At 31.4% G+C, this 12348-nt stretch carries 16 protein-coding genes; all 16 read left to right on the forward strand.

Annotated elements, in window-relative coordinates; genetic code table 11:
* Positions 1–382 precede the first annotated feature (382 nt).
* The 16 genes from CLU81_RS05660 (at position 383) to CLU81_RS05740 (ending at position 12339) form a co-directional block, all read left to right on the forward strand.
* Positions 383–727, forward strand: a complete 345-nt coding sequence (locus CLU81_RS05660) for a hypothetical protein (RefSeq protein WP_099708931.1) — start codon at positions 383–385, stop codon at positions 725–727.
* A 35-nt stretch (positions 728–762) separates the two neighbouring features.
* Positions 763–1662, forward strand: a complete 900-nt coding sequence (locus CLU81_RS05665; protein ID WP_099708932.1) for a hypothetical protein — start codon at positions 763–765, stop codon at positions 1660–1662.
* A 4-nt stretch (positions 1663–1666) separates the two neighbouring features.
* Positions 1667–2176 carry a hypothetical protein gene (locus CLU81_RS05670; RefSeq protein ID WP_144444473.1) on the forward strand — a complete coding sequence of 170 codons (510 nt, stop codon included), beginning with the start codon at positions 1667–1669 and terminating at the stop codon, positions 2174–2176.
* A gap of 170 nt (positions 2177–2346) precedes the next feature.
* Entirely contained in the window at positions 2347–2697 is a 351-nt protein-coding gene (locus CLU81_RS05675) for a hypothetical protein (RefSeq protein ID WP_099708934.1), read from the forward strand.
* Positions 2698–2914: 217 nt separating this feature from the next.
* The gene (locus tag CLU81_RS05680) at positions 2915–3439 is read left to right on the forward strand and encodes a hypothetical protein (RefSeq protein WP_099708935.1); all 525 of its coding nucleotides are present in this window, start codon (positions 2915–2917) and stop codon (positions 3437–3439) included.
* 792 nt (positions 3440–4231) lie between these two features.
* Positions 4232–4714 (forward strand): M15 family metallopeptidase, encoded by a 483-nt coding sequence (locus tag CLU81_RS05690; RefSeq protein WP_099712681.1) that lies wholly within the window; start codon positions 4232–4234, stop codon positions 4712–4714.
* A gap of 4 nt (positions 4715–4718) precedes the next feature.
* Positions 4719–5189 carry a hypothetical protein gene (locus CLU81_RS05695; protein WP_099708937.1) on the forward strand — a complete coding sequence of 157 codons (471 nt, stop codon included), beginning with the start codon at positions 4719–4721 and terminating at the stop codon, positions 5187–5189.
* A 6-nt stretch (positions 5190–5195) separates the two neighbouring features.
* Positions 5196–5528: a hypothetical protein gene (locus CLU81_RS05700; protein WP_099708938.1), complete on the forward strand. Its 333-nt coding sequence runs from the start codon at positions 5196–5198 to the stop codon at positions 5526–5528.
* A gap of 234 nt (positions 5529–5762) precedes the next feature.
* Positions 5763–6065, forward strand: a complete 303-nt coding sequence (locus CLU81_RS05705) for a hypothetical protein (RefSeq protein ID WP_099708939.1) — start codon at positions 5763–5765, stop codon at positions 6063–6065.
* Positions 6052–6354, forward strand: coding sequence for a hypothetical protein (locus CLU81_RS05710; RefSeq protein ID WP_099708940.1), 303 nt, complete (start codon positions 6052–6054; stop codon positions 6352–6354). The genes CLU81_RS05705 and CLU81_RS05710 overlap by 14 nt, the downstream gene beginning before the upstream one ends.
* Positions 6355–6556: 202 nt before the next feature.
* The gene (locus CLU81_RS05715; protein ID WP_099708941.1) at positions 6557–7624 is read left to right on the forward strand and encodes a hypothetical protein; all 1068 of its coding nucleotides are present in this window, start codon (positions 6557–6559) and stop codon (positions 7622–7624) included.
* Between the two features lie 15 nt (positions 7625–7639).
* Complete coding sequence (locus CLU81_RS05720; RefSeq protein WP_099708942.1) at positions 7640–8305, forward strand: hypothetical protein; 666 nt, start codon at positions 7640–7642, stop codon at positions 8303–8305.
* A 33-nt stretch (positions 8306–8338) separates the two neighbouring features.
* Positions 8339–10795, forward strand: a complete 2457-nt coding sequence (locus CLU81_RS05725) for a fibronectin type III domain-containing protein (protein WP_099708943.1) — start codon at positions 8339–8341, stop codon at positions 10793–10795.
* An 82-nt stretch (positions 10796–10877) separates the two neighbouring features.
* A complete protein-coding gene (locus CLU81_RS05730) occupies positions 10878–11342 on the forward strand; it encodes a hypothetical protein (RefSeq protein ID WP_099708944.1) in 465 nt (154 codons plus the stop codon).
* Between the two features lie 15 nt (positions 11343–11357).
* Complete coding sequence (locus CLU81_RS05735; protein ID WP_099708945.1) at positions 11358–11828, forward strand: phage holin family protein; 471 nt, start codon at positions 11358–11360, stop codon at positions 11826–11828.
* A 115-nt stretch (positions 11829–11943) separates the two neighbouring features.
* A complete protein-coding gene (locus CLU81_RS05740; RefSeq protein ID WP_099708946.1) occupies positions 11944–12339 on the forward strand; it encodes a hypothetical protein in 396 nt (131 codons plus the stop codon).
* Positions 12340–12348: the final 9 nt, after the last annotated feature.

The raw sequence follows: 12348 nt of genomic DNA on the forward strand, positions 1-12348 counted from the left end.
CGACTAAAAAGAGAAAACCAATATCTAAATGCGTTACGCAAAAAAGAAGTTCAAAAGCAACATGATTTTTGCAAGCAAACTATTCTACATGCTCTTTATTCGTCCGTTTTAAGCAGGGAATTTACTTCAGGAGGCTGCTTTGAGGGTATTCAACTTCAATAGAAATAACTCTGGCAGCCTCTTTTTTTTTAAAACTCCGTTTTCATAAATAATTCAATTTCTATAAAAATAGAAAACCGTCAATCAGTTGCTTTAACTGACATGACATTTATACCCGTGTCTAGCAAGATTACACATTCTTATTGCATTTCAGCAAAAGCAAAAGACGCCACTAAATCTGACATCAATTACCCTATCATAAAAACAAACAATACCTCTCAAAATGGAAAACACAATCTCTAAAACTGCCGATGTTCTTGACGGAAATATTACTCAAGCACAACTAAACCAATGGAAATACAAACATAAAAAAGTTGTTAAACTGACCATTTCTGATGATGATGAAACTACACTTTTCGCCTATTTCAAAAAACCAGATATGAGCATTAGATCAGCTGTATTGCAAGCTTCAAAAATGGATGAATTCAAAGCTCTCGAAGTATTATTCAAAAACTGTTATTTGGGCGGCGATGGCAAAATCGAGCAAGAAGACGATTTGCGTCTCAATATTACCACAGCATTCTCAGATCATATTCAACCCAAACCCGTAAAAATAGAGGTAATCTAAAAAACATTTTCTGTTCTCCCTAAAACTCCATAATAATGATTGTTAAAAACCACGATATAGAACTAAAAGATACCAGCGCTTCTGAAATGGCCAGGTTTAGGCAAATTATGCTGAGTATTTGGCGCCAACAAATAGAAGATGATAAAAACAGCCTTGAGATGAATACGTTTATTCAACAATTGCCTGGAAAGAAAAAGAAAAAGAAAAAATCTAAATCTAAATCTAAAGCACCAACCGTTCCTCCTATCTGTAAAAATATTTACATAACCTTAGACTATGATGGAACTCAATCAATTGATCGAAATCGAGAAGTCGTAGAATACACACTAATGGAGAAATCCGGATGGAAAGGAATTTATGCATGTAATATTCAAGAAGCAAATGAACAGTTAACTGCATATTTGAACGGAGTATTAGTAGATAACGTACTTTTTGAAACTCACGGAGGTCCTGAAGAGTATAAGACCCGCGATGGAGTATTAGTTGGAACAGGAACGTACATGTCTGTAGATAACAACAACCATAGTCACATAGGACAAAAAGATTTAGCAAAAAGTATTGCCGGAACTAACACCAAAAATCAAGCCGACGTTAATGCACTTACAGGTATAATAAAACAAATAAAACCGCAAGGTAATTTCTACTTACAAAGCTGCAATACTGCCGATAGCGATATTTTTTTTAACAATTTACGTACATTAACCGGAAACATCGTAAATTTGTTAGGTAGTACTGAGTTTACTTCAACAAAAATTATAGTAGATCGGAATAAACCTGGTATAGCAAATTATACCCCTGCAAATCTTTTTGATAGAAATACTATTGTAATAGATGGAGGTGGTAAACTTTATAAGGCTGATTCTAACGATGAGCCCCCAATAATATTAAATAATATACAAATTAATAAATCCGGAATCATTCCAATACACAATTAACTATATGAAAATATTGTTTTTTTACTTCATAGTATTGTCTACGTATTCACAAACTACTTTTCATAGTGTAGTAAAATCACTTAATGAAGTTTCGGAAACTAATATTTCAGCATCTAATAGAACTCCATTTTATTTAGGAAAAGATGATTTTAGTAAGTTTTCCTCAAACAAAGTTTTAGATCTTTACAAAGATTCTAGTACAAAATCAGAAAAATGTATTGTACCGATAAGCATATCTGGCGACTTTAATATTTATGTTGAAATGGCCTCATTTTTACTAAAAGAAAAAGTTAATATGGCTACCTTTAATGTATATGGCGGTTATTTGATTTTCGATAAAAAAGAGGGTAAATTATATCGAATAGATTCTGAAAGTTCTTGTGGTTCTGTATACAAAAAGAATAAAAAAGTTTTAGTTACTTATAGTAATTTTAATGAATTATTGCCAACTGTTTTTATTCTTGATAAAAATCTAAACGGCGTAAAAATGCCAAGTCCCAATAATTTAAATTAGATTTTTAATCTCCTTTTTCTACTTGAGAAAATAGTTTTCTTTATAATTACGAGTTAATCCTATGAAAATCATAATACGAGTATTATTTTTTAGGATTTAGGTATTGTCCTTCTAAAATTGAATTTCGAGTAAGAGAGTTTAGTAATAATATATTTGTATCCATTTTACGAATGAGCAATAATAAAAGAGAAAATTTATTTGATGGTTTTGAAAGTGACATAATCCATCAAACATTTGAGGTCGAGCATACAAATGAAAAAATCAAATTTAAGATTACTGATTTTGTTGATAATCCCTTAGAAGATTTATTGAACTATATAAATGAATCCAATTTAAACCAAATTGTATCAGATCTAAATCTTAGTAAAGTAGATTCTTTTATTCCGAAATATAAATCAGTTGATAATCTCGACATGTATTTTTGTATTAAAGAAGATAAAATATTTCTGTTTTCTTTTGGAGAAATACAGCCTATGAGATATGTAATGTTCCTGGAAGGAATTTATGATTTAAAGATATAACAGCAAAAAAAGACCAGGTTAAAATGTTTGTTTTGCGTATTTTAATACCGAAACATTAGAATTGCTTTATGTAAGTAAAAAAGCATGATATATTGAGGTTGATTGTTCTTATTAATTAACCATCAAATTTCTAATATCGCTTCTAAAAAACAACTACGATGAATTCACGAAAACCAACTTTTTCAGTATTCCATAAAGATTTTATTAAAACCAAAAGATGAATACAAAAGAAATAGGAACTAAAACAGAAATTTTCATTTCGATAGATCATAACGTTTCCGGCAAATGGTTTTCAAAAATATCATTTATTATAAATGAGTATGATTTTCAATACGATGAAGAAGAAAATCTTAGTTTTTTATGTGTAAATTTTGAAGTTTTTAAAATCGCAATTGACAATGAATCCCAGATGTTTAATGACAATTACTTCTGGTCTTTTACTGATGATGAATTAATTCAAAAATGGAATAAATACTATAATAGTAAAACAATTGAGGAAATGGAAGATCCCGAAATTGAATTGTTTGATAAAAAGTTTAATGATGTTAAAATACCTTTTAATAGCAGGTTTTTCAATTTATGGATTTTTATAGGATATATAAAAGATGATGTATGGCACTGGAAAGTTTGGGAAACAATAAATCCGAAAGAGATCTTAAACTTTAAAATTTCTGCACAAAGTTTAAATGAAGTTTTAATTCAGACGCCAATTTATCTTAGAGAAAATATCTTATTAGATTAATTGTTTGTCATTCTTGAATAATCATTTTCTACTTTGAGAAACGATGATTTTTTATAATTACAATTGTTAGTTAAACCTATGAAAAGCATAATACGAATATTCTTTTTTGTCGGAATTCTTCTTTTTCTTCTAAGCTATTTTATTAGCCCATATACTGTCAATGAAGGAGATTTAATAGTTATTGACGCAGATGTTGTAGGTTTCTTAAAAATGCTATATATGATCACAAGCATTATTTTTGGATGTTTATCTTTTGTATTTCTCAGGATTTTTAAAAATAAAAGTTATCTGATTTTTTCTCTTATTTTACTTATTCTCAATTTAATATTTTTAGGCAAAATGTTTTTTTATTTTGATACATTTCTAGAATAAAGAAATAATAAATATTGAGGTTAATATTCACACTAACTATAAATTAATTTTCATTTTATTAAATCCTCGTTTTGTAGAAAAACGAGGATTTTTTTTGCCTTTAGTTTTTATTTTTACTTCCAAAATAAAACTACAAAAAGCGCCAAATTCTCTACTGAAACTACTGATTTGCAACATCATATTATTTTTACAAGCCGCTATTTCGGCGTATTTTTACACTGTAATTAAAAGCACTTATTCTATCAAAATTATTGTTCTAAAAAAAGAACATTTTCAGGATTTATTTAAGGAATCCTTTTAATCGAAAATAAGTTTCAAAACACAAATAATCTTACCAAATAATTAAAACCGTGATTGTTTTTCGAACAATCGGGAAAGGCTTTTTATTCTCAAAAATTGAAATCATTAATAAATACAAATATGGATCAAACAACAAAAAAACACATTGATTTGCTTCATCCTTCGGTCAGGGAAGAAGTTACCAAAATTATTGAGGAATGTGATCTTACCTTAACCGGAAAGGCTAAAGTGAGAATTACGCAAGGACTCAGGTCTTTTCAGGAACAGGAAGATCTTTATGCTTTTGGACGAACTAAACCCGGAAAAAAAGTGACGAATGCTAAGGGCGGACAATCTGTTCATAATTATGGTTTTGCTGTAGACATTTGTCTAATTATAGATGGCAAAACTGCTTCCTGGGATACTGCTAAAGATTGGGATAACGATAAAATTTCTGATTGGCAGGAATGTGTCAAAATTTTCGCCAAATACAACTGGAACTGGGGCGGAGACTGGAAAACGTTTAAAGATCTTCCGCATTTTGATAAAAAAGGATATAGCGACTGGAAAGTTCTAAGTAAGCTAAAACGCGACAGAAAAAACTATGTAATCTTATACAAATAAACAGATGAAGATTTCAAAATTAAACCTTGCATCATTTTTAATCATTCTTTCGTTTACAATTACTTCTTGTATTTCGACAAAAACCGCGCTTTACGATCATTACTCTTATCAAAAAACTACGGAACTAAAAGTAGAAACAATAAAATTGATGAATGCCGCAACTCAGCCTTATACTACTCATAAAGAAGAAGTTGAAAATTTATTACTTGATCTTGATAAATTGGCCGAATATGAAAAAAACAAACCAAATAACGAAATCACATTTGCGATGTGCAAGGTTTTGAGCGATAAAGAAAAAAATCTTTTGGCCGGTTTTTTCAAACGTTGGGAAGCAAAAGGAATTCTGTCTAAGGCTTTTCTGGAGGAATCCAAAAAACAGGTTTCAGATGCTTTGGATTTACTTATTCAATATGAAATTAAAAAAGACAAAGAATCAAAAGATGAACTTTTAAACTTAATCAACCTAAATGCATAATAACCAATGGATAACGATAAATTTATAGGTGAGTTAAAAAGCAAACTAAAAACGATTATAACAAATAGTTATAAAGATCTCAAACCTGAATTAGAAAAAGACTTAAATGCTTTTTTGGAAACATCAAGAGAAAAACTCGAACGCTGGTTTACGCTTTCGGCTTCTGGAGACATTACCGAAGAAGAATTAGAATGGCTCATAAAAAGTCAGCTTGATTTAGTGACTTTACAAACGCTTCAAACTGCCGGAATATCAAAAATCAGATTGAATACTCTTAAAAATAATATTGCAAAAATAATCTTCAAAGTTATTATTGAGCTAATTATTCCAGTGGTTTAAAAACATTGTTTTCATCTTCAAAAACAAGAGAAAAATACAGAATAAAACACTCATTACCAGTGAATTAAAAATTAATTTTCATTTACTGAAACTACTGATTTACAAGCTTCAAAATCTTGGTTAAAGAGTAAGCATGGCGTATTTTTACAGTATCAAATAAAACAACATCTTTTGGATATGGCGCGCAAATTCAAAGGAAAAATTAATTAATAAAACAACAAATAATAACGACATATGAAAGATTTTATCGTAGATGAAGACTTGTTAATTACAGGGGATGATTCTGGCAATGGAGACTTCGCTATTAAAGAAGCCGATCAGCAAAACATCGAACATTTACTGCTAAGTCAAAAAGGAAGTTATAAAGAGTTTCCGATACTTGGAGTAGGAATTAAAAAATACATTAACAGTCCGGATGCAACTTCCAGGCTAAGACTAGAAAACGAAATAGACAAACAATTATCGTATGACAAATTTTATGTAAAAACACTAGATGTCAACGATTTACAAAACATTAAAATCGATGGAAACTATTAAACCACAGGAAAACCAAAACATTTTTGATCTCTCTTTGCAAGAATATGGAAGCATAGAAAAAGTATTCGATCTTCTTGAAGACAATGATCAATTTAATATTACAGAGGATATTTCTGTATATCAGGATTTAAAAATTGGAAGAGAAGCTTTTAAAAAGGATATTGTCGAATATTACAATTCCAGAAACTTAAAGCCTGCAACGGCGCTTACTGAGGAAGAAGAGTTTTTACTGGACAATTTCTCCGGAATTGATTATATGATTATTGAAGATGATTTTATCATTTATTAATAAAAATTCCTTCACTGCAATTTCTTAAAATATCAGTTTTAAATTCTTAAAAAGACTGAAATTTTACTTTTAAAATCTGCTCTTTTAGAATTCTCTAAAAAGAAAACTACATCTCAGTAGTATTTACAAAAAAACATCAAACAATTATCTATAAGCATATTACACATGTCTTACAGGCTAATCTATATTAAAAAATTAAAATATGGCACGTACAATTGCTGAAATACAGAAGGAAATTCTGGACGAAAAGGGGAAACAACCTTCCTTGGAAAAGTTAAATAATGACTCTAAAACCGCCATTTGGAAACTTTGGATCAATATCGTAGCAACCGCTATTTGGGTTCACGAAAAAATAGTAGAAAAAAATGCCATGATTTCAAGACCTCACACCTTGAATTGGTACAGAGAACAGGCTTTGAATTTTCATTATGGAGTGTCTTTAGATCCGGATTCCAGCAACGAAATGTCTTTGGTCTGGAGAGATGGATCATATCAATTTGATACTACAGGACTTACAGACTCAGAAATTGAAGATTCTAAAATAATCAAACATTGCGCTGTAAGCGAAATCGACTTAGAAACGGTGCTTAATCCAGATTCTAAGCCAAAGGAAATCTTATCAGATTATTTTCATAATAAAGTTGGAGTTGTTTTTATAAAAGTTGCCACAGTAAAAGATGAAAAAATTTCGAGAATCGATGTTCCAAATCAGCTTTTTGCTTTCAAAGAATATATTGCAAAAATCAAAGATGCAGGAAATCAAGTTTATATAAGTTCTGATCAGGGTGATATTCTAAAATTGAGTCTGAATGTTTATGTCGATCCTTTGAGTATTTACATCAATCCAAAAGATCTTGAATATTATCAGTCAAAAATCTCAACTCCGGATTCTGTTTTAGGTTTAATTGAAGCGAATGAAAGTAATCCTAAAGATGATTTAGATCCATCAAACGGTTCATTGATTTCGGATAGCGATGTATTTCCTGTATTAGATGCTATCAAGGATCATTTGAAAAACATCGAATTTAATGGCGCTTTTGTCAAAACATATTTGGTTGATGCCGTTCAAAAAGCGCAAGGAATTAAGATTCCGATTTTGACAAAAGTTCAAACTGACGCTGCAACAAATCCAAGTGACGAGCCAAATACTTCACCGACAGATGTGACTAAAATAGAATATTTCATTCCAAGAGCAGGCTATTTTGATCTGGAAAATCTTGAGGTTGAGGTAAATTATATTCCGTATACATTTTACAGAGATAAACAATAGTCTAATACATAAACAATGAATAAATACACCATTTTAAAATGGGAAAAGCTATTATTATGGCTCATCCCTCCTATTCTTAGGAAAAAAACACATGCAGATTGGCTCAATGTTTTACTCTCGCCTATTCGTTCTATTTATGAAGAAACTCTTTATAAAATGCAGCATACGGGTCAGGTAATTTATCTGGAAAAAATTCTGAATGAAACTTTTAATCCAACCAAAACTTACGATCCAAATGCAAGTATAGATCAAAAACGAGTAGACGAGTTAATTTATATAGACGAATCTGTCAAGCCTACTTTGCAATATGTATATCTGCACAAAGAGTATTATGAGCCGGATTATTATTTAGAAGATGGTATCACAAGAGTAAAAGGCGAATTACTGATTCCGCAACTTAAAATATATAAGCACTCGGAATATAAATACAAAAAAAATAAACCTGTTTATCTCGCTCATCTCAAAGATTACACATCAGTCGCTTATGCCAATTTCAGAGTATTTATTCCTGAAATTTTAACTAAAAACGGAACATTCATTATTCAGCCAAATAATGACAATTCAACAGCGGCAGCTATTAAAATAGCAAATATTGAATTTCATAATCTTCTTAACTTCTATAAACTAGCCGGAAAAAGTTATGAAACCTATGCTTATTCGCCAGAAGTTTTAGAAAAATAATATATAAAATAACAGACATTTAAATCCATAAAAATGAAACAAGTAAATTTTACTCACGAAGGAGGATTTCCTCTCGAGCAAGAAACTTTAGAAAGACTTCAAACAGCTTACAGATCTGAGTTGTACGAAGCTTTAAAAAGACATTTTAGTATCGATCTCGAAACCGATTATATTGTAGCTCACGCAACAGACAACCAAAAAGGCTGGGCAATTATCCACCAGCAAGATCCGGCAAACCCAAATAATCCAGTGGGAATTTTATATCCTATTGCTATTGGAGCCCAAACACCTTATTTAAAAACCACAAGAACAGATAAAAACTTAATCTACGGAACGGGAGCATCTCAAACTGCTTACCATGATTATGAAGCAGAATATAGTCAGGCAAAATATAAGGATGAGGTTATTGTTTTAGAAAATAGCGATGTGCAAACGATTCGTTATTATGATGTAAGCAGTTTGACACTTATTACAGATATTAAAACAATCGATGAAATTCTGGCGGAGACAAAGACCAAAATTGATGCAATTCAAGCCAATATAAATGTAATCGAAGGAAACATAAATGCTATCGAGTCAAACATTGATGTAATCGAAGGAAACATTGGTACTATCCAAACCAATATCAGTACAATTCAAGGAAATATCAATGCTATCGAAGAAAACATTGATACAATTGAAGGCGATGTTACAAATATAAATGGTTATTTAGCAAAAGCTTTGGTTGACACCAGTATTCCTGGAACGACAAATCTTACTCTAAATTATCAGTCAAACTGGACAAACACTCATGTAGGTGGAAAAGTTTATTTAGACAATACCAATACAAGCACTGACGATTTTATCCTTGCTGAGACATCACCACATTCTTTATTGATAACTGATAGTGCAAATCAAGTCTTTAAAAGCAATAATCTGCTCGATTCATTACTTAAGCGAATTACTGCATTAGAAACACAATCTGCCTCGTCCATACCTGTTGGTATGATAGCTATTTGGGGAAAAACCGATCCTATCCCTAGAGGTTGGGAAGAATATATCCCGTTGAAAGGAAGAATGCCAGTAGGACAACAGACTTTTACTGCTGAAGAGAAAAGTGATGCAATAGATGGAGACGGAGGTAATGGTATTAGCTATTACAGAGATATTTATGGCTCTATAATTTTCCCTTTTGAATCATTAGAAAGTGCCGGAGGACGAATTGGTAAAACATTACGTATTGAAGAAATGCCAAGTCATAAACACGGAGTTGGACGTTTTTCTGGTACGGGTAATAGTGCCGAACTTATATCAGAACCTTGGGAAGGCAATTATGGAGCTGGAGATTTTACCGATTCTCAAGGTGGTAGTCAACCATTTTCAATATTAAACCCTTACAGAGTAGTTAGATTTATCGTATATATAGGACTTTCTGCTGATATAACAGCACCAACAAAACCAACCTTATCGTTTTCAAATGTTGGTAATTCGACTTTACGTTTAAACTGGACACCTGCAAGCGACGAGTTTGGTGTAACAAAATATTTGATTTATAAAAATGGTAATTATTTAGGAGAAACGGCAAGTAATGTTTTTACTTATTATGTAAGTTCTTTAACTGCCGGAACACAATATAATTTCTATGTGATTGCAAGAGATGCCGCAGGAAATCTATCACCTCGCAGTGATAATGGAGATATAACAACAACAGCAATAATCGCTCCTACAATACCACAAAATATACAAGCTAACTCAGAAGGTCAAGGTCAAATACTTGTAGAGTGGGATCCTTCGACAGATGATAGTGGTATTGTCCAGTATGAATTATATCGAAAAACGGCTGGCGGAACTTACACTGCTTTTCAGATGGATTCTAACACTTATCGTATGGATTCGGGTTTATCACCAAATACAACCTATTATTATAAAGTACAAGCTTTAGATGCTCAATTCAATCCATCTGGCTTTAATGGTGAAGCTCATGCAACTACAGATCCTGCAACCGGTGGCGGTGGTGGCGGTGGATGTTTTGATATAGAATCATTGGTAACAATGGCATCGGGACAATCCAAAAAATTGAAGAATATTGAAATTGGTGACAAACTTCAAGGATTTTCTTTCCCGAATGAAATCGATGAATCTGATGGAGATTACATGGTCTGGAACGGAAAACTAAATGAAGGTGTTAAAGCAGAAGTAACTGTAGTAGGCAAAAAAGCAAGTTTACAACCTAATTATTTCGAAATTAAAACGGCAGAAACAACTATTAAAGCTACTGGGCAGCACCCATTATTGGTAACTGAAGACGGTGAAAATGTTAAATGGGTTTGTGTAAAAAATGTGTCACAAAACATGTTTTTAATTGACAAAACAGGAAAAACAAAAGCTATCGAATCAATCGTCTTTAAAGAAGAACCTTTAGATGTAATACTTCTGGATGTTGAAGACGTAGATAATTATGTTATTTCCGGAATTGTTGCTCACAACAATAAACAACCAATAGAACCATAAATAACAATCTGTAATAATCTTTTGGGGTTTTATGCCCCAAAAGATTATTTATTCTTAAATCATTAATCATAAAAGACTATACATGAAAATTGTGAAATTTATTTTTACAGCTTTAGCATTGCTATGGCTTTCAATTACAATCTTGGCAATGATACCCTTAACTATTTTACTTCTACCAACTCTTTTTATTTCGAAAAAACATTATACAGAATGGACCCTTTTTTTGTTTGCATTGATTTGTTCTTTAGGCATCTACCCTATTTGCTTTGTATATTCCATTACAAAATGGAAAGGCTTTTTAAGCTATCTAAGAAAACTTAGTTTATCTATTGACATTACCGGAAATATTGTAGGCGGTGCATTATTAAATGACAATTTTATCATCGCTTCTTCTACAAATCAATTTGGAGTTATCCGGGAAACCATAAGCGACAACTTGGGTGAAAATGAAAGAGACGATACGTTATCCGATTTCGGAAAAAGATTTACCAATTTACTGGGAGTAATTGATTTTGATCATGCCAAAAAATCTATAATAGAAGACTAAACCCCAAAAAAACCTATGATGCATAAAATCTCAGAATATTCAAATGAACTAAAATTATTGCTTTATGGAGTCTTTATGTACTTAGAAATGGATGTAGAGATTGTCAAAGTTCTGTTTTACTTAATGGTAATGGATACTTTTCTGGGTATAATCAAAACCATTGTCTTAAATAATGCCTTTAGCTTTAAAAAGTTAGCCTTGGGATTTGTATCAAAATTAGCCGTATTGCTAATACCAACAGCTTTGGCATTGATGAGTAAAGGACTTAATTACAACTTTAAATGGTTCGTAACCATAGTAATGGATTTACTTATTGTTAGCGACGGAATTTCCATTATCAGCAATATAATTGCCATAAAAACAAAGAAAGAAGTCGAAAATTTCGACGCAATGACCTTGATTCTTAAATCAATAAGAGAACGTTTGATACAATTATTCAAACGCCTTTTGATTACAATTGACCCTAAATACCATATCGAAAAATAAACCAATAACTCAACACAAAATAATACCTGCAATAATCCATGCAAGTATAAAAAATATAAAACTACTTTCTTTTTCTTCCGAATCTAAATTCCTGCCTCTAAACTAACCAACCAATTTGAAAGTAGAAACTAAAAATGCGCCTTACCAATTAGAACGAATATTTAAGATTAGAAGAATAAAAAACACAATAGATCTCAGCGAATCCTTTTCTGTTGTGAACAAAAAAGCATCTGCATCATTCTTTGACGCAGAAATTTACAAAGTAACCTTTAGCGCCATAATACAAACAAAACTAAAAACCTATGATCTGTTCTTATCCGGCAATGAATTGATTTGTGACGAGGAAATAGAAAACTTAAAAAAATCCCTCGACATAATCATTGCCGGAGACGGATCACAATTTGAAATATTGGACTACAAAACAGATTTTACCATTCAGTTTGATCTCGAAAACAGTTCTTTTCTTGAATCTGATGAGGTTAGAAATGGTTTGGTCGTTTTTAAGAAATAAAACAACATC

Origin of the sequence: Flavobacterium sp. 9 (genome assembly GCF_002754195.1) — a bacterium.
GTDB lineage: Bacteria > Bacteroidota > Bacteroidia > Flavobacteriales > Flavobacteriaceae > Flavobacterium.